This is a genomic window from Citrobacter sp. S-77 (assembly GCF_963864895.1).
Classification (GTDB): domain Bacteria; phylum Pseudomonadota; class Gammaproteobacteria; order Enterobacterales; family Enterobacteriaceae; genus Citrobacter; species Citrobacter murliniae.
In genome coordinates, this window is sequence record NZ_CAWLWU010000002.1 from 3,743,247 (window position 1) to 3,766,754 (window position 23,508).

Annotated in this window: 24 protein-coding genes; 11 read left to right on the forward strand and 13 right to left on the reverse strand. The window is 52.2% G+C overall.

The annotated features are described in order from the left end of the window. Positions 1-62: 62 nt before the first annotated feature. The gene (hycA, locus tag AACS05_RS18425) at positions 63-521 is read right to left on the reverse strand and encodes a formate hydrogenlyase regulator HycA (RefSeq protein WP_045446683.1); all 459 of its coding nucleotides are present in this window, start codon (positions 519-521) and stop codon (positions 63-65) included. A gap of 198 nt (positions 522-719) precedes the next feature. Here hycA and hypA point away from each other — a divergent pair, with 198 nt between their 5' ends. The 7 genes from hypA to AACS05_RS18460 all read left to right on the forward strand — a co-directional run bounded on the left by hypA (position 720) and on the right by AACS05_RS18460 (position 7,166). Continuing rightward, positions 720-1,091 (forward strand): hydrogenase maturation nickel metallochaperone HypA, encoded by a 372-nt coding sequence (hypA, locus tag AACS05_RS18430; protein WP_045446686.1) that lies wholly within the window; start codon positions 720-722, stop codon positions 1,089-1,091. A 102-nt stretch (positions 1,092-1,193) separates the two neighbouring features. Further along, on the forward strand, positions 1,194-2,066 hold the full coding sequence (hypB, locus tag AACS05_RS18435; protein WP_045446689.1) for a hydrogenase nickel incorporation protein HypB: 873 nt from the start codon (positions 1,194-1,196) through the stop codon (positions 2,064-2,066). Continuing rightward, positions 2,057-2,329, forward strand: a complete 273-nt coding sequence (gene hypC / locus AACS05_RS18440; RefSeq protein ID WP_045446692.1) for a hydrogenase 3 maturation protein HypC — start codon at positions 2,057-2,059, stop codon at positions 2,327-2,329. Before hypB ends, hypC begins: the two co-directional genes overlap by 10 nt. Continuing rightward, a complete protein-coding gene (gene hypD / locus AACS05_RS18445) occupies positions 2,329-3,450 on the forward strand; it encodes a hydrogenase formation protein HypD (RefSeq protein ID WP_045446696.1) in 1,122 nt (373 codons plus the stop codon). The genes hypC and hypD overlap by 1 nt, the downstream gene beginning before the upstream one ends. Next, on the forward strand, positions 3,447-4,457 hold the full coding sequence (hypE, locus tag AACS05_RS18450) for a hydrogenase maturation carbamoyl dehydratase HypE (RefSeq protein ID WP_045446699.1): 1,011 nt from the start codon (positions 3,447-3,449) through the stop codon (positions 4,455-4,457). The genes hypD and hypE overlap by 4 nt, the downstream gene beginning before the upstream one ends. A gap of 157 nt (positions 4,458-4,614) precedes the next feature. Beyond that, positions 4,615-6,693 carry a formate hydrogenlyase transcriptional activator FlhA gene (gene flhA / locus AACS05_RS18455; RefSeq protein WP_045446702.1) on the forward strand — a complete coding sequence of 693 codons (2,079 nt, stop codon included), beginning with the start codon at positions 4,615-4,617 and terminating at the stop codon, positions 6,691-6,693. Between the two features lie 44 nt (positions 6,694-6,737). Further along, a complete protein-coding gene (locus tag AACS05_RS18460) occupies positions 6,738-7,166 on the forward strand; it encodes a TOBE domain-containing protein (protein WP_003037421.1) in 429 nt (142 codons plus the stop codon). A gap of 62 nt (positions 7,167-7,228) precedes the next feature. On the opposite strand, the gene AACS05_RS18465 is transcribed toward AACS05_RS18460, so the two are convergent. Beyond that, positions 7,229-7,573 carry a nitrous oxide-stimulated promoter family protein gene (locus AACS05_RS18465; RefSeq protein ID WP_045446705.1) on the reverse strand — a complete coding sequence of 115 codons (345 nt, stop codon included), beginning with the start codon at positions 7,571-7,573 and terminating at the stop codon, positions 7,229-7,231. 187 nt (positions 7,574-7,760) lie between these two features. Between AACS05_RS18465 and sitA the strand changes: the two genes are divergently transcribed. The 4 genes from sitA to sitD are packed head-to-tail and all read left to right on the forward strand — an operon-like array spanning position 7,761 to position 11,198. Further along, a complete protein-coding gene (sitA, locus tag AACS05_RS18470; protein ID WP_045446707.1) occupies positions 7,761-8,678 on the forward strand; it encodes an iron/manganese ABC transporter substrate-binding protein SitA in 918 nt (305 codons plus the stop codon). Beyond that, complete coding sequence (gene sitB / locus AACS05_RS18475; RefSeq protein ID WP_045446710.1) at positions 8,675-9,490, forward strand: iron/manganese ABC transporter ATP-binding protein SitB; 816 nt, start codon at positions 8,675-8,677, stop codon at positions 9,488-9,490. Before sitA ends, sitB begins: the two co-directional genes overlap by 4 nt. A 2-nt stretch (positions 9,491-9,492) precedes the next feature. Then, positions 9,493-10,356, forward strand: coding sequence for an iron/manganese ABC transporter permease subunit SitC (sitC, locus tag AACS05_RS18480; protein ID WP_045446713.1), 864 nt, complete (start codon positions 9,493-9,495; stop codon positions 10,354-10,356). Further along, positions 10,347-11,198, forward strand: a complete 852-nt coding sequence (sitD, locus tag AACS05_RS18485; RefSeq protein ID WP_045446715.1) for an iron/manganese ABC transporter permease subunit SitD — start codon at positions 10,347-10,349, stop codon at positions 11,196-11,198. The genes sitC and sitD overlap by 10 nt, the downstream gene beginning before the upstream one ends. A 49-nt stretch (positions 11,199-11,247) precedes the next feature. Here the strand turns inward: sitD and AACS05_RS18490 are convergent, their stop codons facing one another. The 11 genes from AACS05_RS18490 to AACS05_RS18540 all read right to left on the reverse strand — a co-directional run bounded on the left by AACS05_RS18490 (position 11,248) and on the right by AACS05_RS18540 (position 23,501). Further along, complete coding sequence (locus tag AACS05_RS18490; RefSeq protein ID WP_045446719.1) at positions 11,248-12,360, reverse strand: M20 family metallopeptidase; 1,113 nt, start codon at positions 12,358-12,360, stop codon at positions 11,248-11,250. 12 nt (positions 12,361-12,372) lie between these two features. Next, on the reverse strand, positions 12,373-12,837 hold the full coding sequence (locus tag AACS05_RS18495) for a YjiG family protein (RefSeq protein ID WP_045446722.1): 465 nt from the start codon (positions 12,835-12,837) through the stop codon (positions 12,373-12,375). Continuing rightward, positions 12,834-13,553: a nucleoside recognition domain-containing protein gene (locus tag AACS05_RS18500; protein WP_045446725.1), complete on the reverse strand. Its 720-nt coding sequence runs from the start codon at positions 13,551-13,553 to the stop codon at positions 12,834-12,836. The genes AACS05_RS18495 and AACS05_RS18500 overlap by 4 nt, the downstream gene beginning before the upstream one ends. 291 nt (positions 13,554-13,844) lie before the next feature. After that, the gene (locus tag AACS05_RS18505) at positions 13,845-14,204 is read right to left on the reverse strand and encodes a hypothetical protein (protein ID WP_045446728.1); all 360 of its coding nucleotides are present in this window, start codon (positions 14,202-14,204) and stop codon (positions 13,845-13,847) included. Continuing rightward, positions 14,188-14,712 (reverse strand): chemotaxis protein CheW, encoded by a 525-nt coding sequence (locus tag AACS05_RS18510; protein WP_045446731.1) that lies wholly within the window; start codon positions 14,710-14,712, stop codon positions 14,188-14,190. Before AACS05_RS18510 ends, AACS05_RS18505 begins: the two co-directional genes overlap by 17 nt. Further along, positions 14,709-16,400 carry a diguanylate cyclase gene (locus AACS05_RS18515; RefSeq protein ID WP_045446734.1) on the reverse strand — a complete coding sequence of 564 codons (1,692 nt, stop codon included), beginning with the start codon at positions 16,398-16,400 and terminating at the stop codon, positions 14,709-14,711. The genes AACS05_RS18510 and AACS05_RS18515 overlap by 4 nt, the downstream gene beginning before the upstream one ends. A gap of 14 nt (positions 16,401-16,414) precedes the next feature. Next, positions 16,415-16,777 carry a response regulator gene (locus tag AACS05_RS18520; RefSeq protein ID WP_045446737.1) on the reverse strand — a complete coding sequence of 121 codons (363 nt, stop codon included), beginning with the start codon at positions 16,775-16,777 and terminating at the stop codon, positions 16,415-16,417. A gap of 22 nt (positions 16,778-16,799) precedes the next feature. After that, complete coding sequence (locus tag AACS05_RS18525) at positions 16,800-18,926, reverse strand: hybrid sensor histidine kinase/response regulator (protein WP_045446740.1); 2,127 nt, start codon at positions 18,924-18,926, stop codon at positions 16,800-16,802. 11 nt (positions 18,927-18,937) lie between these two features. Beyond that, positions 18,938-20,350, reverse strand: a complete 1,413-nt coding sequence (locus AACS05_RS18530) for a CheR family methyltransferase (protein WP_045446743.1) — start codon at positions 20,348-20,350, stop codon at positions 18,938-18,940. Further along, on the reverse strand, positions 20,347-21,414 hold the full coding sequence (locus tag AACS05_RS18535; RefSeq protein WP_045446745.1) for a chemotaxis protein CheB: 1,068 nt from the start codon (positions 21,412-21,414) through the stop codon (positions 20,347-20,349). The genes AACS05_RS18530 and AACS05_RS18535 overlap by 4 nt, the downstream gene beginning before the upstream one ends. After that, positions 21,411-23,501, reverse strand: a complete 2,091-nt coding sequence (locus tag AACS05_RS18540) for a methyl-accepting chemotaxis protein (RefSeq protein ID WP_045446748.1) — start codon at positions 23,499-23,501, stop codon at positions 21,411-21,413. The genes AACS05_RS18535 and AACS05_RS18540 overlap by 4 nt, the downstream gene beginning before the upstream one ends. Positions 23,502-23,508 lie beyond the last annotated feature (7 nt).

The window sequence follows — 23,508 nt, forward strand, 5'->3', positions numbered from 1 at the left end:
CCTAAAATGTCGTGATACAGCGTAAAAAACTCATCACGACTCAAGCGAGCATCACCCGAGGCTTATGCCGGGTTATGTCCTTCTACCAGTTGGCTTAAATTTACCGGCATATTGTTTTCAACCGCGGTGTACAGGCTGTCGTAGACTCTGGCGATTTTTTCGAGATAGTGCTCCAGCACCTGCTCGCGATCGCGGTTGCTAATGCGGTCATCAACTTTGCCGTCAATGGTCAACTGTGCCTGTGCAATCAGTTGCTTATCATCACCGTCTTTGGTTTCAACGTAGTACTCGATGGTATGGCTGTTAAAGCCGTCCGCCAGCGTGACGTAGATAGTGAAGTGTTCAAAAAGGACAAAGCACAGATCTTTGTCCGGCGCACAGCTCATTGCATGATGCAAACGCGCTTTCGACAGGGTGATCCCCTGTACCAGCGAGTTGCAGTAAATACGCCACTGGTCCTGTAGGCGACGGTGCCGTTCAGCGATGTAATCGGCTTTTTCGCTTATTTCCCAAATAGTCATGTCAGGTTACCCGTTTAGCAGAGACTAACTGCCTTAAGCATATTTCATGCCAACATTAAAAATCTTTATTTTCATTAAGATACAAAAACAAGCATGCATGACGACATGTCATTTCGTCATCGTCGTCATTGTCACGAGAGGAAAAATTCAACCTGGCATGTTTATTGCTTTTGAAACGACAACAACATGGGAGGCGATATGCACGAAATAACCCTCTGCCAACGGGCACTGGAATTGATTGAACAACAGGCCGCACAGCATGGTGCTCACCGGGTAACTGGGGTCTGGCTCAAAATTGGCGCATTTTCTTGCGTAGAAACCAGCGCTCTCGCCTTTTGTTTTGATCTGGTATGCCGTGGCACCCTTGCAGAAGGTTGTAAACTCCACCTCGAAGAACAAGAAGCCGAATGTTGGTGCGAGTCCTGTCAGCAATACGTCACGTTACTGACACAACGCGTTCGTCGCTGTCCACAATGCAATAGCGACATGCTGAGAATTGTGGCCGATGACGGGTTACAGATTCGGCGAATAGAAATAGACCAGACTCCAGCGCCGGATGGCGACGCTTAAGCCTCTTATCCAGTCTACAGAAAGAGCACGTTTGTAGGTCGGAAAAGGCGAGATGCTGTCCGGCAACAGATTTACCGAAAGTGAAAAGATCAGGAGTGAGCGATGTGTACGACATGTGGTTGCGCGGAAGGCAACCTTTATATAGAGGGTGATGAACATAACCCCCACTCAGCGTTTCGCAGCGCGCCATTTGCTCCGGCGGCTCGTCCGGCGCTAAACATTACCGGTGTGAAGACCTCCAGTTTCACGCCGAGCCAGACCGCAGAAGGCGATTTACATTACGGTCACGGCGAAGCAGGTACCCATGCTCCAGGCATGAGCCAGCGCCGTATGCTGGAAGTGGAAATTGACGTGCTGGACAAAAACAACCGTCTGGCCGAGCGCAATCGCGCCCGCTTCGCTGCCCGCCAGCATCTGGTACTCAATCTCGTATCAAGTCCAGGTTCCGGTAAAACGACGCTGCTGACCGAAACACTGATGAAGCTGAAAGACAGCGTGCCGTGCGCGGTCATTGAAGGCGACCAGCAGACGGTCAACGACGCAGCGCGTATTCGCGCCACCGGAACACCAGCAATCCAGGTTAATACGGGTAAAGGCTGCCACCTTGATGCGCAAATGATTGCCGATGCAGCACCACGCCTGCCTTTAGCCGATAACGGTATTTTGTTTATCGAAAACGTCGGTAACCTGGTTTGCCCGGCAAGCTTCGACCTCGGCGAACGTCATAAAGTGGCGGTGCTTTCCGTCACCGAAGGCGAAGACAAGCCGCTGAAATATCCCCATATGTTTGCTGCTGCATCGCTGATGCTGCTCAACAAAGTGGATCTGCTGCCGTATCTCAATTTTGATGTTGAAAAGTGCATCGCCAGCGCCCGGGAAGTGAACCCGGAAATTGAGATAATCCTGATTTCCGCCACCAGCGGCGAAGGGATGGATCAATGGCTGTCGTGGCTGGAGAATCAGCGATGTGCATAGGTGTTCCGGGTCAAATCCGCACCATTGATGGTAACCAGGCTAAGGTCGATGTTTGCGGTATTCAGCGCGACGTCGACCTGACGCTGGTCGGTAGCTGTGATGAAAATGGTCAACCGCGTCTGGGCCAGTGGGTACTGGTCCACGTAGGTTTTGCCATGAGCATCATTAACGAAGCCGAAGCGCGCGACACACTCGAGGCGCTGCAAAATATGTTTGACGTTGAGCCGGATGTCGGCGCGTTACTGTATGGCGAGGAGAAATAATGCGTTTTGTTGACGAATATCGGGCACCGGAACAGGTGATGCAGTTGATAGACCACCTGTGTGAACGTGCCGCTCACCTCCCCTACACCGCTGAACGCCCACTGCGCATTATGGAAGTTTGTGGAGGCCACACCCACGCGATCTTCAAATTCGGCCTTGACCAGTTGCTGCCCGAAAACGTGGAGTTTATTCACGGTCCAGGCTGCCCGGTTTGCGTTCTGCCGATGGGCAGAATTGACAGTTGTGTGGAAATTGCCAGCCATCCGGAAGTGATTTTTTGTACCTTTGGCGACGCCATGCGCGTGCCAGGTAAACAGGGTTCACTGCTGCAAGCCAAAGCACGCGGCGCGGATATCCGCATTGTCTATTCTCCGATGGATGCGCTGAAGCTGGCGCAGGAAAATCCAACCCGTAAGGTCGTGTTCTTTGGTCTGGGTTTTGAAACCACCATGCCGACGACCGCCATCACTCTCCAGCAGGCAAAACAACGCGATGTGCAGAATTTTTACTTTTTCTGCCAGCACATCACGCTTATCCCAACGCTGCGTAGCCTGTTGGAACAACCGGACAACGGTATCGACGCATTTTTGGCACCAGGCCATGTCAGTATGGTTATAGGCACCGATGCCTATAATTTTATCGCCTCTGATTTTCATCGCCCGCTGGTGGTCGCTGGTTTCGAACCGCTTGATCTACTGCAAGGCGTCGTGATGCTAATCGAGCAGAAAATAGCGGCCCACAGCCAGGTGGAGAACCAGTATCGCCGCGTAGTGCCGGATGCCGGTAACACACTGGCGCAACAGGCGATTGCCGACGTGTTCTGCGTCAATGGCGACAGTGAATGGCGCGGTCTGGGCGTTATCGAATCCTCCGGCGTTCACCTGACGCCTGAGTATCAGCGTTTTGATGCAGAAGCGCATTTCAAACCAGCGCCGCAGCAGGTGTATGACGATCCGCGCGCGCGCTGCGGAGAAGTACTGACCGGCAGATGTAAGCCGCATCAGTGCCCATTGTTTGGTAAAACCTGTAACCCGGAGACCGCATTTGGCGCCTTAATGGTCTCCTCCGAAGGCGCATGTGCCGCCTGGTATCAGTATCGTCAGCAGGAGTGTGAAGCATGAACAGCGTACAACTCGCCCACGGTAGCGGCGGTCAGGCTATGCAGCAGTTGATCAACAGTCTGTTTATGGAAGCTTTTGCTAATCCGTGGCTGGCAGAACAGGAAGATCAGGCCCGACTGGACCTGGCGCAACTGGTCGCCGAAGGCGATCGTCTGGCGTTTTCGACCGACAGCTACGTTATCGATCCGCTGTTTTTCCCCGGCGGTAATATTGGCAAGCTGGCAATCTGCGGCACGGCCAACGACGTTGCGGTCAGTGGCGCTATCCCTCGCTACCTCTCCTGCGGTTTTATCCTCGAAGAGGGCCTGCCGATGGAAACGCTGAAAAGCGTCGTCAACAGCATGGCAGCAACAGCTCGCGAAGCGGGAATTGCTATCGTGACCGGCGACACCAAGGTTGTACAGCGTGGCGCAGCGGACAAACTGTTCATTAACACCGCCGGAATGGGCGCGATCCCCGCCAATATTCACTGGGGCGCACAGACTCTGGGCGTGGGCGATGTGCTGCTGGTTAGCGGTACGCTTGGCGATCACGGTGCAACCATCCTTAACCTGCGTGAGCAACTGGGACTGGACGGTGAACTGATCAGCGACTGCGCAGTGTTAACACCGCTGATCCAGACGCTACGCGACATTCCTGGCGTGAAGGCGCTGCGCGATGCCACCCGTGGCGGCGTGAATGCGGTGACGCATGAGTTCGCCGCGGCATGTGGCTATGGCATTGAGTTATCTGAAGCAGCCCTGCCTGTGAAGCCCGCAGTGCGTGGTGTCTGTGAACTTCTGGGTCTGGATGCGCTCAATTTTGCCAACGAAGGAAAACTGGTCATTGCCGTTGAACGTCAGGCCGCTGAAGCCGTACTCGCCGCACTGCGCGCACATCCGTTAGGGTGCGATGCAGCGCTGATTGGCGAAGTGGTCGAACGTAAAGGCGTTCGCCTTGCCGGACTTTACGGCGTGAAACGAACTCTTGATTTACCACACGCAGAGCCGCTGCCGCGGATATGCTGATATATTGCCCGGTACGCTACGCTTACCGGGCCTACAGTCAATGAATTACCCGTAGACCGGATAAGGTGAAACCGCCATCCGGCAATAATTTACAACTTATACCTATAATTCATTTACCGTTTTTGCACCGCGCTACGGTGCTTCCTGGAAAAGCAATATGTCGTATACACCGATGAGCGACCTCGGACAGCAAGGCCTGTTCGATATCACTCGTACATTATTACAGCAGCCCGATCTTCAGTCTCTCAGTGAGGCGCTTTCGCAGTTGGTCAAGCGTTCGGCGCTGGCCGATTGCGCGGCTATTGTGTTATGGCAGGCGCAGACGCAGCGTGCGCGTTATTTCGCGACACGTGAAAATGGTAAACCCATCGATTATGAAGACGAAACGGTGCTGGCTCACGGACCGGTGCGCCGCATTTTGTCTCGTCCCGATGCGCTGCACTGTAACTACCATGAGTTCACAGAAACCTGGCCGCAGTTAGCATCCGGTGCGCTGTACTCAGAATTTGGACATTACTGCCTGCTGCCGCTGGCGGCTGATGGACGGATCTTTGGCGGTTGTGAATTTATCCGCAACGAAGACCGTCCGTGGAGTGAAAAAGAGTACAACCGCCTGCAGACCTTCACCCAGATAGTCGGCGTCGTCGCCGAGCAAATTCAGAGCCGGGTCAGCAATAATGTCGATTATGACCTCTTGTGTCGCGAGCGTGACAACTTCCGTATCCTTGTCGCCATCACCAATGCGGTGCTCTCCCGTCTGGATATTGATGAGCTGGTCAGCGAAGTCGCCAAAGAAATCCACCATTACTTCAATATCGATGACATCAGCATCGTACTGCGCAGCGATCGCAAAAATAAGCTGAGCATATACTCCACTCACTATCTGGATGAACACCATCCGGCGCACGAACAGAGTGAAGTGGATGAAGCAGGTACGCTCTCTGAACGGGTATTCAAAAGCAAAGAGATGCTGCTGATTAACCTGAACGAACGCGATGCCCTTGCACCTTATGAACGCATGCTGTTCGAGACCTGGGGCAACCAGATACAAACCCTGTGCCTGCTACCACTAATGTCAGGCAATACGATGCTTGGCGTCCTCAAACTGGCGCAGTGTGAAGAGAAAGTCTTCACGACCGCAAACCTCAAACTGTTACGCCAGATTGCCGAGCGCGTGGCGATTGCTGTTGATAACGCTCTCGCCTATCAGGAAATCCACCGCCTGAAAGAACGTCTGGTCGATGAGAACCTGGCACTGACCGAACAGCTCAACAATGTGGACAGCGAGTTTGGTGAAATCATTGGCCGCAGTGAAGCAATGTACAGCGTACTCAAGCAGGTCGAGATGGTGGCGCAAAGCGACAGCACTGTTCTGATTCTGGGTGAGACAGGTACGGGCAAAGAGTTGATCGCCAGAGCGATTCATAATCTGAGTGGACGCAATGCCCGCCGGATGGTGAAGATGAACTGCGCGGCAATGCCTGCCGGGTTGCTGGAAAGCGATCTGTTTGGTCATGAACGCGGTGCGTTTACCGGAGCCAGCACACAGCGCATTGGTCGCTTCGAACTGGCAGACAAAAGCTCGTTATTCCTCGACGAAGTCGGCGACATGCCGCTGGAGCTACAGCCGAAACTGCTGCGCGTCCTCCAGGAGCAGGAGTTTGAACGCCTGGGCAGTAATAAGCTGATCCAGACCGATGTCCGCCTGATCGCCGCCACCAACCGCGATCTAAAAAAAATGGTGGCCGATCGCGAGTTCCGTAACGATCTGTACTATCGACTGAATGTCTTCCCGATCCATCTCCCCCCACTGCGCGAGCGTCCGGAAGATATTCCGCTGCTGGTCAAGGCCTTCACCTTTAAAATTGCCCGTCGGATGGGGCGCAATATTGACAGTATCCCCGCTGAGGCGCTGCGCACTCTGAGCAACATGGAGTGGCCGGGCAACGTGCGTGAGCTGGAAAACGTGGTCGAACGCGCGGTTCTGCTGACCCGGGGCAATGTACTGCAACTGTCCCTGCCAGATGTCACTACGCTGCCCCCTTCCACACCGCCAGTGGCGACAGAAGTTGCGCAGGATGGAGAAGATGAATATCAGCTGATTATGCGCGTACTGAAAGAGACTAACGGCGTCGTAGCCGGTCCTAAGGGAGCTGCGCAACGGCTGGGTCTGAAACGCACCACCTTGCTCTCACGTATGAAGCGTTTAGGCATTGATAAGGATGCGTTGGTTTAGCCATTGTGGCTATACTGGGTGATAACTCAACGAAAGGAGGCAGTATGGCGGTATCAGCACGTAATCAATTAACCGGTACAGTAAGTGCAGTTGCAACTGGCGCCGTGAATGATGAAGTTGAACTGACGCTGGCAGGCGGCGCAAAGCTGGTCGCTATTGTGACTCATAGCAGCCAGCAGGCGCTGGGGCTGGCGAAAGGAAAAGAAGCAATTGCCCTGATCAAAGCCCCGTGGGTCACGCTGGCGACAGAAGACTGCGGCCTGAAATTCTCCGCCCGCAACCAGTTTGCCGGTAGCGTTTCACAGGTAACCGAAGGCGCAGTCAACGCCACGGTACATATCAAAACTGACGCTGGTTTTGACATAGTTGCCGTCGTGACTAACGAAAGTCAGCAAGAGATGAAGCTAAGCCAGGGAAGTCGTGTCATTGCGCTGATCAAGGCCTCAGCAATTCTGATTGCCACCAAAGCGTAATTTATTGCCCGACGGAGCTTTGCCTGTCGGGCCAGTATCGCCGCCGCTATCCGGCAAAAAATCTATTTCTTCCGCTGGTATTTTTCGGGTAATTCCGGGACCGGGCGTTTATCGTCAATCAGGTGGCGCACTGTCAGGATCGGGTGACGCCAGAGCATTCTTGGTCCAGCCCAGCGCATGATTTGCTTCATCTCTTCACACTTTGCGGGTTGATAACAGTGCACCGGACACTGTTTGCAAGCCGGTTTTTCCTCACCAAAGACGCACTTATCCAGCCGCTTTTGCGCATAGGCAAACAGCGCATCGTAATGCCCCTGTTCGTTCGAAGCCTGTGGACACTGGCTCTCGTACAGCGAGATCATTTTCTGGATCGTCATTTTTTCACGTGCAATACGCTTGCCGGACATAATGCCTCCGTATTTAAGGTGCATATATAATATACCTTAACCATACACAGGACTATTACCTGAAGGTGATACATCCTTAGCATCCTACGCAAATAAGAATTATTTTCATTTATCTATGCCATGTGCTATATAACATAGCAAAGGCTATATTCGACGATAAATTAACCACTTTCTTGTGAGGGATACTATGCCGCACCTGCCCCGTCTGAAGTCGTTTCTCCTTGCCAGCGTTCTTACGGCACTTACACTTTCGCCGGCCTGGGCAAAAGAGAAGTTTAAGGTGATTACCACCTTTACAGTTATTGCCGATATGGCGAGCAACGTGGCGGGTGACGCGGCGGAGGTCAGCTCAATAACTAAACCCGGCGCAGAAATTCATGAATACCAGCCCACTCCAGGGGATATTAAACGGGCGCAGGGCGCGCAGCTTATTCTCTCCAACGGCCTTAACCTGGAACTGTGGTTTGCCCGTTTCTACCAAAACTTATCCGGCGTACCTGAAGTAATGGTCTCAGACGGAGTAAAACCGATGGGCATCAGCGAAGGCCCCTATAACGGAAAACCGAATCCACATGCCTGGATGTCGGCAGAGAACGCGCTTATCTACGTAGATAATATTCGCGATGCATTGAGCAAGTACGATCCGGACAATGCCGCCACCTACCAGAAAAACGCCGAGAGCTATAAAACGAAAATTCGTCAGACTCTCGATCCCCTGCGCGCGGCGCTGGCCAAAATCCCTGCCGATAAACGCTGGCTGGTCACCAGTGAAGGCGCCTTCTCCTATCTGGCCCGCGATAACGATCTGAAAGAGCTGTATCTGTGGCCAATCAATGCCGATCAGCAGGGCACGCCGAAACAGGTGCGCAAAGTGATCGACGCGATAAGAGAACATCAGATCCCAACAGTATTCAGTGAAAGCACGGTTTCTGACAAACCTGCGCGACAGGTGGCACGTGAGTCCGGCGCACATTACGGCGGTGTATTGTACGTCGATTCCCTGAGTGCAGCCGACGGGCCGGTACCAACCTACCTGGATCTGCTGCGCGTCACGACCGAAACCATCGTCAGCGGTATCAACGACGGTCTGAGGAGCCAAAAATGAGTCAATCTGCGATTACCGTGAATCAGGTTACGGTGACGTATCGCAACGGTCACACCGCTCTGCGGGATGCCACTTTTCAGATCCCCGGCGGCTCTATTGCCGCCCTGGTGGGGGTGAATGGTTCAGGAAAATCAACGCTCTTTAAAGCACTTATGGGTTTTGTCCGCCTGGCGCAGGGAGACATATCCATCCTGCAACAGCCAGTCAGCAAAGCGCTGAAGCAGAATCTGATTTCTTATGTTCCGCAATCGGAAGAGGTGGACTGGTCATTTCCGGTGCTGGTGGAAGATGTAGTGATGATGGGGCGCTATGGTCATATGGGCTGGCTGCGTCGGCCAAAAGCACGTGACTATGAATGCGTCGATGCGGCGCTGGCGCGGGTCGACATGCTGGAATACCGCCACCGTCAGATCGGCGAACTCTCCGGTGGACAGAAAAAACGTGTCTTTCTGGCAAGGGCTATCGCCCAGGACGGACAGGTCATTTTACTGGATGAACCCTTCACAGGCGTAGACGTAAAAACCGAGGCCCGCATCATCGACCTGCTGCGCGAACTGCGCGATGAGGGGCGAACCATGCTGGTCTCCACTCATAATCTGGGTTCAGTCACCGAGTTTTGTGATTACACCGTGATGATTAAAGGCACCGTACTGGCGAGCGGTCCGACCGAAACGACATTTACCGCGGAGAATCTCGAGCTGGCCTTCAGCGGCGTCTTGCGCCATGTCGCGCTAAGCGGCGGTGAGCAGCATGTTATTACCGACGATGAGCGCCCATTTATTTCGCGACGCACGGTTAACGAGGGGGAATAATCATGAACTGGCTGACAGAACCGTTTGGCTACCAGTACATGCTCAACGCCATGTGGGTCTCCGCGATGGTCGGCGGGCTGTGTGCGTTCCTCTCATGCTATTTGATGCTCAAAGGCTGGTCGTTAATTGGTGATGCGCTGTCGCACTCCATCGTGCCGGGCGTTGCCGGTGCCTGGATGTTAGGGCTTCCTTTCGCGCTCGGCGCATTTCTTTCCGGGGGGCTGGCTGCGGGCAGTATGCTGTTTCTTAACCAGCGTTCGCGCCTGAAAGAAGATGCGATCATTGGACTGATTTTTTCTTCTTTCTTCGGTATCGGGCTGTTTATGGTGTCGCTTAACCCGATGTCAGTAAACATTCAAACCATTATTCTCGGTAACGTACTGGCGATTGCCCCGGAAGATATTCTGCAACTGGCGATTATTGGTGTGATCTCGCTGACCATTTTGCTGCTGAAGTGGAAAGATCTGATGGTGGTGTTTTTCGATGAAAATCACGCGCGCTCGATTGGTCTGAATCCGGGCCGTCTGAAGCTACTGTTCTTCACACTGCTCTCGGTTTCCACAGTTGCAGCGCTACAAACCGTTGGCGCATTTTTGGTTATTTGCCTGGTAGTAACACCTGGCGCTACCGCGTGGTTATTAACCGATCGCTTTCCCCGCCTGCTGACCATCGCCGTAGCCATCGGCAGCCTGACCAGCTTTTTTGGCGCCTGGCTAAGTTACTGGCTGGACGGTGCGACCGGCGGGATTATTGTCGTCCTGCAAACGCTGTTGTTCCTGCTGGCATTTGTCTTCGCTCCTAAGCACGGTCTGTTAGCGAATCGCCGCCGCGCCCGTCAGGTGAACAAGGAGTCCACATGCTCTTAACCACGTTGCTGGAACCCTTTCAGTTCAGCTTTATGGTCAATGCACTGACCATCTCCACTGTTGTCGCCGTACCCTGCGCGTTGCTGTCGGTGTTTTTGGTGCTTAAAGGCTGGGCGCTGATGGGCGACGCCATGAGTCATGCCGTGTTTCCGGGGATAGTACTGGCCTACATTGCGGGCATTCCTCTGGCGATTGGTGCGTTTGTCGCCGGGCTGTTCTGTGCGGTGGCTACCGGGTATCTCGATGATAACAGTCGTATCAAGCGCGACACCCTGATGGGCATTGTCTTCTCTGGGATGTTTGGCGCGGGGCTGGTGTTGTATGTTTCGATCCAGTCTGAAATCCATCTGGATCATATTTTGTTCGGTGACATGCTGGGCGTATCACATGGCGATATCGCGCAGACGGCAGCAATTGCGCTGGGGATCGCGCTTATCATCGGGTTAAAGTGGAAAGATCTTCTGCTGCATGCGTTTGATCCGCATCAGGCAAAAGCCAGCGGGCTGAACACCACGCTATTGCACTACGGTCTGCTATGTATGATCGCCCTGACCATTGTGGCCACGCTAAAATCGGTAGGCATTATTTTGTCGATCTCACTCTTAATTGCCCCCGGCGCTATTACGATATTAATTACGCGAAAGTTTTCCCATGCGTTGTTACTGGCTGTCGTCATGTCACTTGTGACCTCGTTTATGGGAGTGTACCTGTCATTTTTCATCGACAGTGCACCCGCGCCAACGATTGTTGTCTTATTTTCCTTGCTATTTGTTATCACTTTTATTTATTCAACGCTACGCGATCGCCGTTTAGAACGGCGACGTCAGCAATATGATATATAAGAGATACTAAATAATATAGCCTCGCACGCGAGGCTATATTAATTGATGATTACAACATGGTAATGATGCGTTTTAATAAACGAATCCGTGGTTCGATTGAGGCAATATCCAGCCATTCATCCGAACTGTGGAAGCCTGCGCCGATCGGACCCAATCCGTCCAGCGTAGGAATACCTAACGCTGCCGTATGGTTTGCGTCGCTTCCTCCTCCCACAGCCTGCCATGTCACCGTAATCCCCTCTTCCAGACCCGCGCGCTCGACCAGCGCCATCAGCCGTTGAGTCTCTTCGCTCGCCGCCATTGCAGGTTTATGGCTTACACGGGTGAGCGTGGTGGTCACACCATCCAGGAAACCTTGCTGGCAGAGCGACTCCAGCGCGTGATGAACACGTTCATATTCCTCGTTTTCCCAGAACCGTACATCCACTTCCGCGTGCAGCTTTGCCGCTACCACGTTCGCCGCACTTCCGCCCTGCACCACGCCGACATTAAGTGTGGTGCCGCGCGCCACGTCGGTTAACGCGTTAATCGCCAGTACGCTATTGGCAAATGCGGTAATAGCGGACCGCCCTTTTTCCGGCTCATTACCAGCATGTGCAGCAACACCGTCAAACGTCAGCTGATACCCGCCCACGCCTTTTCGCGCTTTTACCAGCGAGCCGTCAGCCCGGGCAGCCTCACATACCAGTACGTAGCGTGATTGCTTCGCCAGTTCCCCAATCCACTGGCTGGAGTGAACACTACCGGTCTCTTCATCCGGGTTCATTGCCACTGCGATAGATAAGCGATCCAGATGCTCCGCTGGCAATGTCCGCATTGCCCAGACAATATTCAGTAAGCCACTTTTCATATCGGAGACACCCGGTCCGTACAGACGACTGGTATCACGGCTCATCGGGCGTTCAGCCACCGTCCCCTGTGGAAATACCGTGTCCAGATGCCCAATCAGCAGCACATCGTAATGTGTCGCTGCAGGTTTATTGGTCGCCAGCAACGCCGGACCTACCGCACTGCCTAAATCGACCTGTTCCGTGTGCCAGCCTTCCTGCTGCCAGAGTTCGCGCATCACCTCAGCCACCCTGGCAACGCCATCTAACGTCTGCGTACCGCAATCCACGTTGACCAGCGTTTGCAGTTCATCAATATACTTTTCCAAATCCATGGTAATTCCTTATCAGAGAATAACGCGCATCAGCAGCATCGCTAAAAAAGCGTTCAGAACGGAGATAACAATCATCAGGGGAATACGTTTCGCACTGGTGCCAATAACCCCTAGAATGCGGCCAAGATACTGCACTTGAGAGCCCATCAGATAAATTGCCGGAGCGAGGATAGCCAGGTGCTCTCCCGTCAGGATGCCTTTGTCGAACAGGCCAATCGCCACGCCGATACCCCCACCCATCGACATCCAGCCGCCAATGAGTACTGCGGCAGCTTCGCCAGGCAAACCAAACAGCCCCATTAGCGGGGCAAATATCATGCCCAGCCCTTTCAGCGCACCGGTAATCTCCAGCGCTTTGATGATGACAAAAGCCATGACCACGTTTGGCAGAGTGCTGGTTGTCGCAATGTTCCAGCCTTTACGGGCACCTTCTACAAAGACATCGGTAATAACTGGATTAGAGGTTGGCGCGCTCATGATGCTTCTCCCGGTACAGTTGATTCGGCTTTTTTATTGGTAAAGGTCAGAATCAGGCGCATCACGTTGGCGCCAACAATTTTCATAATGAACATCACAGCAACGCATGCACCAATGGATGCAGGCACCGCCGGTGTGCCATCAACCGCCATCAGGGTGAACAAGATTGCACCAGAGGAGAAGAAATTGGTGATCATAGCCCCAGCGGAAAACTGGAACATGGCAAAGATATCTTTCTCATTTTCAGTGATTTCGCCCTCATCAGCCAGGTTACGCGTCAGAGATGCGCCGACGTCTGTACTCTGCAAACTGCCGATGAGCGCGAGGCCGGTATTCCCCGGGATCCCCATCAGCGGACGCAGCAAAGGCGTTAACAAACGACGCGCCGCACGCAGGGCACCGTAGTGCTCCAGCACGTTGATCATTCCCAACGCAAACATAACCGCGGGAATCAACCCTAACGCGAAGAGGAAACCATCCATCGCCCCGTGACCACCGGTACCGCGAAACGCGCTGGTCGCCGTTGTCAGCGTATCGCCGTCAAGGCTCGCTTTACTGACTACTTTGCCAAAAGCACCATTCAGGGTGGTGAAATCAAATACGCCGTACCACTCTTTTCCCCCGAGTAATCCGGAGAAAAATACGGCGGCGAATGCCAGGGCAAAATAAGCACCTGGCCCAACCTTATTATCCTGGGAAGGTAAACTCATATCCATTTCCTTGTTAACGTAGAGAGTCACCAAACCATTTTGAGTAAATAAAGAATAAATAAAGTGATTTAAATCATCCCGAAAGCGCTGACCACCCTGAAAAATTTAAAAATGTGACGCACCTGATATTACGACCGAAATAAAGTCATCATGTAGACATTTAAACTAATCATTATTTATGTAATGAACGGTAAATAAGACGCCAGGAAAGTGAGCGACTTTAAAAATAAAAAACAAAATGATTTACAGGTAAAATAAATCATGCACATGAAAACGTTCTTGCAACCATATATAAGATCAGCGCCAGCTTAACAGTGGGCTAAACGTTTCGCTGCCTACCAATGCACGAAGGGCAGGCAGGCGACAACCGCGAGCCAGAAGTGGGGGAACCGCAAATATCGTATCACTGGATAGCATTACGTTTTCCAGTTGCCCCCATAAGTACCACCCGCACTCCACACCACTATCCGGGACAAACAGATGTAAATGGCTTCCCTCTTGCGGTTCATCTGCAATACCAAGCCACTGGCTAAAACGCGGGATCTCCGGCAAAACTTGCTCTACCCGCGCACAGCGCTTTACCTGGTTTGCCGGAATGTAAAAATCCTGCACGCCCAGCGTCACGCGCACCGCATCCAGATTAATGAGAGACTTCATAGCCGCTGGTCTCCTGATAGCGGTCAAAGACCAGATCCAGATCGAGCAGGGTGAACCAGGTTTCTGCCACGTTGACCACCCCTGCCGCGATGGTTTGTAGCACCGGAGGAAGAGAATCACCTGGCTGATGAATCTGACTTTCTGCCACTTCAAGAACATCAATCAGCTTATCGATCAGGATGCCACTTTGCATTTTCTCACCGCAGCCGATCAGGATCGTACGTTTTCCCGCCGGGTTAGCTACGGGTTTATCAATGAGACTATCCAGCCTCATCACCGACTCGACCCGCCCGCGATAGTTGATCACCCCTTCCAGCATTGGCGCACAGCACGGTACCCAGGAGATAGGACGTTCCGCGAGGATCTCTTTGATCTGAGCGCCATAGAACGCAAAATTATTCTCTGCCAGTTGAAATAACACCAGCGTACGCTGCGGCTCATCAACACTTTCGCACTCAGGCTTTTCACCATGATTCAGCGCGAGAATTTGCTCCAGTTGTTGGCTCATACTCTCTCCTTTTCTTCTGCAATACAGTAGGTATTGCGACCCTTTTGCTTCGCGGCATACAGCGCCTGATCGGAACGTTCACGGAGTACTTCAATACGATCGCCAAATTGCCACTGCGCAATACCTGCGCTAAAGGTACTGTGAAAACGGGTGTCATTGACGGAGAAAACAACCTGCTCGTAATCCTTGCGTAATCGCTCCACCACCAGCGCGGCGGTTTCGCTTTTAGTATTAGGCATAATGATGGCGAACTCCTCTCCGCCATAGCGGCCCACAATATCTGTGCTGCGCAGGCGATGGGAAAACAGTTGCGAGATCCCCACAATGACCTGATCGCCGACTACATGACCGTAGGTATCGTTAATGCTTTTAAAGCGATCCAGATCGACCATCACCAGACAGAACGGTTTACCGCTGTAGTTTGCTTCAGCGATAGCGCTTTTAAGAAAATGGGTTGTCGTCGAGTGGTTATATAAACCGCTCAGGCTGTCCTGCGACATGCGGGCGCGCAAGGCGCGCATTCTTTCCGCCCGGATAGATACCGCGTGAATGAGCTCCTGAGGATCTGCCTGCTTGAGAATAAAATCCTCCGCACCGATGCGCATTGCGCCAAGCTGCGCCGTCTTGTTGGTCTCGCTGGAGAGATAGGCAATCGGCAGACCAATATGCTGCGGTATTTGGCGGATCAGCTTAGTCAGTTCCTCACCGCTAAACTCGGGCATATGGTAGTCCATCAGGACAAGGTCGACAGGATGGGAATTCAGAACATGCAGTAAATACTGGGGTTTCTCCAGAACATGCACTTCCATTCCCGCCATACGCAGCATTTCCGCATTGTATTCCGCGACCGCTGGCTCATCATCAATCAGCAACACCTGATAGGGCTTTTTCAGCGACGGCTGGGTCAAACGATGAAGCTCCTGCACTAAGTCAGTAATGGAAGCCGGTTTGACATAATAGCCGTCACAACCTGATTTAATGGCGTTAATCCGCGCCTTAAAGTCGCTATGGCACGAGAGGAACAGTACCGGAAAAGCCGTTCCAACCTTATTCTTCAGATCTGACATGGTCAGCGGACCACCGTAGGCGTTATCCGGAAAACTGACATCCATGATCACCACCGAAGGCGGCTGCGACAGCACGGCCTGAGTAAAATCATCTGTGTTGGCGAAAACATGGCAGGTAAAACCAAAACAGCGCAACTGAGTAGCAAGCAGTTCAACCTGGTCGACATCATCATCACACAGATAGATCGGTTTGCTGGTCCGACGGACGAATCCTTCATTTGTGCGTGATGAGGCGATCGGTAATTTGAAATCCGTATCGCTGATACGATGTTCAAGATTGAGTTGCTCTTGCGTCAGGGTATACAGCCACCTGATTATTCGACGTAGCTCGTCGGAATGCAGTTTGCTTTGCTCCAGCACCGGATCTGCAAGTAAACGCTCACCTTCAGCAGAGGCATTCGCCAGAGGGGTAAAACCAAACGAGCCAGCCGAACCATGGATACTGTGTAGTAGAATGTGCAACTGTTTCCGACAACCTTCACTGGGTTCTTCGACCAGTTGAATCAATAACCTTTCCGCTTGAGCCAGCATGTCGGGGATACGGCGCAAAAACCCCTGCCGCAGACGCGATATCTTTTCCTGTGCAGCCGCCATGGCAATGTGCTTATTATCTTGTTTCATCGTAAGGTTATGGCTTATTCAGTAACAGCAGCAGGCTGCAGTAACGCATTAACCGCAGCGCCCAGATTTTCCGCCAGGTTTTCATCTTTCTTCACCCAACGGTCATACGGTACGTCACTTCCAGTGACTTCATTTGCACTCAGCAAAATGAAGGGTTTAGGCCAATCCTGAGCGCGCAGAAGCGCCAGCAGATCCAGTCCGCTAATTTCAGGCATATGCAGATCGCTAATGACCAGATCGATATTTTTTTCTGAATCAAGACACGCTAAGGCGGAGATTGCACTTTCCACAATCACCACATCGTAGCCGTCCATTTCCAGGAAAACAGACGCCAGTTCAGCCGCAAAGAGATCATCATCAACTAATAAAATTCGCATCTTCTCTCTCGATTTTGCGCCATCAGCACAAAAGCATTTTTAATGTTTTTATCAGGCTGTCCTGCTCAAAATCGCCCTTCGCGATGTAAGCATCCGCCCCCACCTGAATTCCCCGACGACGGTCTTCTTCCTTCGCACGGGAGGTCACGATAATGATCGGTGTGTGTTGGTAGTTCTTCTCCCCACGCAACGATTTCGTGAAGGTAAAACCGTCCATAAACGGCATTTCAACATCGGTAAGCACGGCATCAAACTGGGTCAGCTTTGCTTTTTGCAACCCGGACAACCCATCCTCCGCCAGCGTGACCTGATAACCGTGAGCTTCCAGCACATTTTTCTCTATCTCTCGGGTATTCAGTGAGTCATCGACCACCAGCACATGCCATGCATTTTGTACGGCGTTAACCGGCTGAACGACCGGGCTGGTTTGTCGCGATTGTTGCGCCATCGCCATCAGAGCGGGGACTTGCAGAATGCTGACCAGTTGGTTATCCGGCGTCTGAACCATTCCGGACACCAGCGACTGCTGTTGCATATGTTTTGGTAACGGTTTGATCATCATCTTGCGTTCATCGAGCAGCTTATCTACCCGCAGCGCCATCTTGCTGTACTGGTTCTGCACGATGATTAAACGTTGCCCTGTCGATGGCAAACTCCCCTGGCGCTCCTGAATCCTCAGCAGAGCACCTGCGCAGACCACCGGAATAAACTCGTTATGCAAAATAATGGCCGGGCGTCCGGCAATATCGCTAATACCCTCGGGAGTACACTCCACCACCTCAACCACATACTGAGCCGCCAACCCGAACAGATGGCCTTGCTCTTCAAATTGCAGGATACGCATCATCGTCAGTGAGACCGGTAAACGCAGAGTGAAGCTCGTTCCTACCCCCTGTCGGCTATAAACCTGCAGATCCCCCTGCAGATCGGTGACCACTGTTTTACGCACGACATCAAGACCTACACCGCGACCTGAAAGCTCAGAAACAATCTGGCTGGTAGAAAATCCGGGATGAAAAATAAGCTCGTTACACTCCTGTTCCGAGAGCTGTCCGGCCATGGAGGCAGGCACCAATCCTTTACTCACCGCTTTTGCGCTGATTGCCGGGTAATTCAGACCACGACCATCATCCTCCACGCGCAATAATATTCCGCTGCCATCTTGCTGCGTGGTAATGGTAATCGTGCCGCGCGTGGATTTACCGAGCGCCAGTCGCTCATCGATTTCCCCAATGCCGTGATCGACCGCATTACGCAGTAAATGCGTCAGTGACTCTGACAGTCGGTCAATTAGCTGACGGTCAATTTCCACTTCGCCCCCGACAAAGCGGCAAACCACCTGCTTGTTCAGGGTGGAGGCCAGTTCACTGACCTGGAGGGAGATCGGCTCAAATAAGGTTGAAAGCGGGAGCATACGGATCCGTGCCGCCACGTCGTACAGTTCGAACATTTGCAAATGCTGGACCTGAACGCTCTCCTTCAACTGGGCACTGAAATCGCGGATTTGCTGACGAAGCTGCTCTGCGCTCAGTCCTAACAGTCGCGGAACAAGCTGACTCAGGTTTTGTATCTGCTGTTCGAGGCGGTCATGGCCAGCGACAACTTCCCCCAGAATATCTATCAGACTGTCCAGTTTATTCAGTTTTACACGAACAAAATCAGCTTGTTTAATGCCGCCGTCCACAGCGCTCGAGCCCGTCGAAGCCGCATTTTTTTCTGATTGCCCGCTTGCTTCCACCACCAACGAGACACTTTCTCCGCGACTCGCACAGGCAAGTCGTTCACACAACCCCGAATCTGCTGGCGGCAGTTGGTTATCCCCCTCACTGACAAAGAGCTGGGTCAGTTGGTTTGAAAGATACTCCACGGACTCATGAATCAGGTTGCCAAGCCCCCTGTCAGGCGTCAGTTTTTTATCCCGCAGCTCGCTCAGAACGTCCTCAAGATGATGGGTGACATCTGCGATGCTCTGCAGTTTCAACATCCGTGCGCCCCCCTTCAGGGTATGCGCGGCCCGAAACATCTCACCGATTAAAGCATCGGTATGTTCATCAGCAGAGAGCAGAAATGCCCCCTCACTGATCGTCTGCAAATGACCTCTCCCTTCATCAATAAAACGCAGCACGAATTTTTTCAGATCGATAGCCATAATCGTTCTTGTTACCCGCTTTGATGGGCGAATTGCGCCAGTTGATGTTCGCAAAGAAAACGAAACGTATTGCCAGGAAAGACCATAGGTAAACGCAGACGACAAACCGTAGAAGGATTCTTCATTTCATCGTTGAGCAATTGCATCACCACGCGATACGTGCGCTGTGCGGGTTGCCGCAGCTCGCTTTGTCGATACATTTCGGCCAGATAATAGTGGGCGGGCCAATATCCAGGCTCCTGATAGACGACCTGTTTGAACCATGCGATTGCCTGCTGTGTCTGGTGCTGCCACATCATTGCCAGGCCGAGCAGCATTTTGGCTTCCGCTGACCACTCATCCTGCGCGAGGATCTGTTGCGCATTACCGGCGGTCTGAGAAAACTCGCACTGCTCGAGGGCAATCACCCCCTGAATAATCAGCGCATCCTGATTACATGGATCATTACGCAATACGCAGGCAATACATTCCTCAGCCTCAGAAAAGCATTTTTCATCGAGGCAGACGCGTGCCTTTTTCAGCCAGTCATCAGACTTAAGAGCCGTTGGCGCAGGTGGTTCGATAACAACGGGAGGTGCTGTAAGGGGCGTTCGTACCGCAACCCTGGGCGTGGGTACGACCCGGAGAGATTCGCTATGGTGGCAAAAATAGAAGATACCGTCTTCTTGCTCCAGCTTAAGGATGTCGAAATTGTTGGCCAGCGTTTCCGCATTACCAAAGAACAACGCTCCCCGTGGCTGCAGCATCTTCAGCAAATTACCGTGCAGTTCGCGGCGTGTTGGCGTGTCGAAGTAGATAGACACATTGCGCAGCAAAATGATGTCAATCTCTGGCAGGAATTGCTCTTTTATAATGTTAGCGCGGTGAAACGTGACTTTTTCACGGATCGCATCATGCAGACGATACTGATTGCCTGTACGGGTAAAGTAGCGCTGCTGGATAAGCGGTTCGACGCCACGAAACGAGTAGCTGGAATAATTGCCATTTCTGGCTTTGGCCAGGATCGCCGGGTCAATGTCACAACCGTAGATTTCGACCCGCCCCGCCATGTCATCGTGGTATTTTTCATGCAACTTGATCGCCAGCGAGTAAGCTTCTTCCCCTGATGAACATCCTGCGCTCAGGATGCGTACCGGTCCGCTACGTTGCTGCAGGAGACGAGGCACCCATTTGTCACAGATTAAATCCAGCGTATCGCTTTCGCGAAAAAAATAGGTTTCGTTAATCGTAATCAGCGTAATGAAACTATCGAACTCATCCTGAGAAAGGCGGAGTTGCTCATAGTATTCATAATAATTACTGATAGCCCGCTCAGCCATTCGTCGACTCAGCGCCGATTTCAGCAGTGCTTCCATCGCATTATCAAAGTGCAAACCAACCCGGTCCTTTATCAACCGGGCATAATCAGGGAGATTGGGTATCATGGCAATTGGCTCTCGAAATGCCCGTGAAAAGCCATCGACAGCAGGACCTTTGCGAGACCATCCAGCGGGATCGTGCGATGTATCAGTTGCTTGTCGATAGCGTTCTTGTTCATACCAAAAACAACAGAACTTTCTTCATCCTGCGCCAGCGTTCTGCCTCCACGCTGGAAAATGAGTTCAATGCCACGACAGCCGTCGCTCCCCATCCCGGTCATAATCAACCCGACAGCTTTTTCACCGAACACTTCTGCGACCGACTCCAGTAGCAGATTACAGCTCGGGTGATAAACATCACTGTCCTGTCGCGGGATCGCTGCCAGACGTTGATCGCTTTTAACAATCAAATGTTGCTCAGGCGGTAATACATACACATACCCCGCTTCCACCCGATCATCTTCCTGCGCCAGTCGCACCTTCAGATCGGTCACGCTGTCCAGCCAGTGCACCATATTTTTCGCAAAACCATCGGCAATATGTTGGGCAATGAGTACCGGACAGGGGAACGTACCGGGTAAATCCTGCAGTAGCTTGCTTAGCGCCTGCGGCCCTCCGGTCGAGCAGGCTATCGCCAGCACAAAGGGCCAGTCTGCTGTAGTCTTTATCGCATCCATCACCGGGTGAATGACCGGGATTATCGGCTCTGTAGGATGGCGTAATCCCTTGATATGACGGATCACTTTCACCCCCACCAGCAGTTCCACTTTGCGATGTAGCGCGTTTGTCGATAAAGGCGCATCGCTGCGTTGGTGCAATACCGCCAGCGCCCCGCGGGAAATGTAATCCTCATCCCCGTTATTTTCAGCCCCAAAGCGCATGACCAGTATGGGAATAGCTCTGGTCGCCATAATGGTCTCAACAACCTCGACGTTATCGGCGGTCGAGTTTTCCAGCGTCAGGATCAACAGGTCAGGCATCAGTTGTTGCAACAGTCGAATCGCCTGTCGGCGATGGGCGGATTGCCCCACGACCTTAATATGCGGGTGATCTTCCAGTTGCTTAACCAGGTCATTGCGCGAGACGCTGCCCAGGTCGAGGATCAGTACCCGAATGTTGTCGCTGTTCATGCATCCATATCCGTCAAGGTAAATGACGTCGAGGCCTCTTTCAGCGCCTTCGACAACTGCGTCATATCCTGACTTACGATCAGAATGTCTTTGATGGACTGCGAGGTATAGTTACTGGCGACGACAATTTCGCGTAGCGCCATCACCACTTGATTACTTGCCGTTTTCTGCTGCTGTGTTGACAGTGAAATTTGCAGCGCAGCCGTAGACGTTTGTTCTGCGGTAACAACGATATCGTTCAGATGTTCAGCGCTCACTTTACAGGCTCTGGCTCCTGCTTTGATGCTCTCACCGCCTTTTTCCGCATTCAGCACCAGGCGGTTGATCGCATTTTGTATTTCGCTGATCTTATTCTCGATCTCAACTGTCGACTCGGTTACCGAATCGGCCAGGCGACGGATCTCAGCCGCCACAACTGAAAAACGTTTTCCAGCTTCTCCGGCACTGGCCGCTTCCAGCGCCGCATTGAAGGCAATCAGTTTAGTTTGATCCGCGACGCTATTAATAATCACCATTACGCGACTGATTTCCGTCGACTTGTTGCCGAGCATCATGATTTCTCGCATGTTTTGCTGATTATCGTTGTCGATATCCGTCATACGCATCAGCAATTGCGACATGGAATCTGAGCCTTTGTTGCAATCTTCCAGCGTCTGATTTGCAATATCGACGACCGCGCGCGAATGCTCGGCTATCTGGGTGGAGGAGGCTGACAGCTCCTCCATCGTAGAGGTGATTTCCGCTACCGAAGATGACGTCTCCACGCTGGTTGATGCCTGCCCATCTACCGCTTCAGTAATATGCAGCGATGCCTGATGTACCGAATTGGCGTGAGAGACCATATCCCCCACCAGCGAGTGCAGGCGCTGACGCATCATTTCTACCGCGCCAAGCAGTTCGCCAATCTCGTCATGGTGGTCAACCTGGACATCAACTGTTAAATCACCTTCCGCGATGGTCTGGGCAATTCTCAGCACCCGATTTAAACGGCGTGAAATAAGGAAACGGCTGGCAACGGCAATAAGCAGTAAAATGACTGGCAACAGCAGAGCGGTAAACAGCAATAAACCATTGCGAACAAGGTTGCTGCTCCTGGCAACATCATCCACATAGCTGGTCGTGGCAATGATCCAATTGATCCCTTCAATATATTCATAGACAGCGACTTTGGTCTTGGGAGCAGCACCATAACCGCTCACCCAGTTGTAATAGGTGAGCCCATTTTTATGTTCGAGGATATCGGCAAAGAGCTTATAACCATTGGCGTCAGTAATATTGATAGCCTGTTGGTTACTTAGCGAAGGATGCGCCAGCATAAGTCCCGGTTCGAATCCGGCATCCAGCACGTAGGCGTAACCATTTTTACCAATATGCACATCCAGCAGTTGCCTGATAATCGGTTGCAGGGTTTGTTTGACATCAAAACCCACCGCAACAGCGCCAACAACCTGACCGTATTTATCGGCAATTGGCTCATAGTGGCTAATAAACTGCTTTCCAAATAGCGTAACAACGCCAGAAAAAGGTTTGTTTTTCAGCAAGAGCGGTAATGCAGGGTTATCGTGTCCCAATGCTGTCGCCGTCGCCGTGTTACCAGAACTCGCCAGTAACGTACTGCTAACACGAACAAACTGTTCGCCTTGCAAAACAAAAGTACTGGCGAATACGCTGGTTAACTCGGTGAAATGCGCGTTGGTATTTGGGTTGCTCAGAACCGCTTTTAATTCAGCTGCATCCATATAGCGCAGCGGTTTTCCTGCGACGTTTTGGTAGTTGTTAATATAAACATTGCTGTAATGCTCAGCATCTCTGGTGACCCTCTGAAACTCATTAGAAATACTATTATGGAAAATGCGCGTATTGGTCTTAATCATTTCCAGCGCATTGACCTGCAATTCTTTGGACAGATAAGACGATAAAATAAAAGAGGCACCAATCAATAGCGTGGCGATGCACACAACCAGAATCATTCCGAGCTTCATCGCAACACCAGGATGAATATCGCGCAATGAGGATAATAAGCGTGTCCCCGGCCCACCTCGTGATACGGTAACCGAACGTTCTTTTACTTTAATAATGTCACTCATAATTTTT